Source organism: Microvirga sp. P5_D2 (assembly GCF_054049475.1).
On record NZ_JBFUMH010000376.1, the window covers coordinates 1 to 1,020 of the forward strand.

Genomic DNA, 1,020 nt, shown 5'->3' on the forward strand with positions numbered 1-1,020 from the left:
ACCCTCTCGAACCCCAGAGCGCGCAGGTTGAGTTCGTCGACGAAGACGTCGATCACCCGCACCGGATTGTCCTCGCTGACGTACTCGTCGAGGCAGGCCGGGAACAAGGTGCCCTGGCTGCGCTCCTGGCCTTGGACAAACCGCTTCATCGCGATCCCTCCAGTCCGTGCTAACCCCACCAGATTACCAGATCCCGCGTTTTGACACAGCCTCGACCCGTAGCGGATCTTCGAAACGTCAGCTTGTGGGGGAGCACCTCAGCAGCGCGTGAGCCCGACTTAGCCGAGCCGGAGACAAGGGATTACGCTCCGGCGGTCCTCCGACCTGAGCGCGATGAAGCTGCTGTGAGTCAACGCCCGCGCCGGTAGTGCATGGCGACCACGCCATTGCGGAGCGGCTTCGCCGAGACCAGCTCGAGCCGTCGCGTACTGGGCAGCCCGCCCTGGTACAGGGTCGGGCCGTGGCCGGCGATCCTGGGATGAACGAGGAGCTTGTACTCGTCGATCAGATCCAGCCGGTCCAGCTCGAATGCGAGTTTGCCGCTRCCGAGGAGCACGCCCTCCGGAKTCGCGTCTTTGAGCGTCTGAACGCCTGTTCGCAGATCCTCGGCGATGTGGTGGCTGTTGGTCCACGGGAAGTCCTTTCGCGTCGACGACACGACGTATTTCRGCTTKGCCTCCAGCTTRACCGCCCACTCGCGTATTGCCGGCGGCGCCTCCACRTCGCCGCGAGCGACCGCAGGCCAGTAGCTCTCCATCATTTCGTAGGTGACACGGCCCCACAGCATCGCCCCGCCCTCGTCCATAAGGCGGGTGAAGAACGCGTGCGTCTCGTCGTCAGCGATTCCCACCTGATGGTCGACGCAGCCGTCCAGGGTGACGTTGATGCTGAAGGTCAATAGGCCCATGCGGCGATCCTAAGCCATGCGCTCGAAAAAGCGTAGGGCTATTGCTCGAGGTCTATGTTCAACTTCTGCAATAAGTGAATGCGGGCCTAGACGGCTGATGACTATGCGGCCGG

Annotated in this window: 1 protein-coding gene and 1 pseudogene; both read right to left on the minus strand. The window is 62.9% G+C overall.

Annotated features, from left to right (window positions below; all coding sequences use genetic code 11):
* Positions 1–149, minus strand: a pseudogene (locus ACXJKO_RS31785) (IS5/IS1182 family transposase); the annotation flags it as partial.
* Between the two features lie 200 nt (positions 150–349).
* A complete protein-coding gene (locus ACXJKO_RS31790) occupies positions 350–907 on the minus strand; it encodes a dihydrofolate reductase family protein (RefSeq protein WP_457094979.1) in 558 nt (185 codons plus the stop codon).
* Positions 908–1,020: the final 113 nt, after the last annotated feature.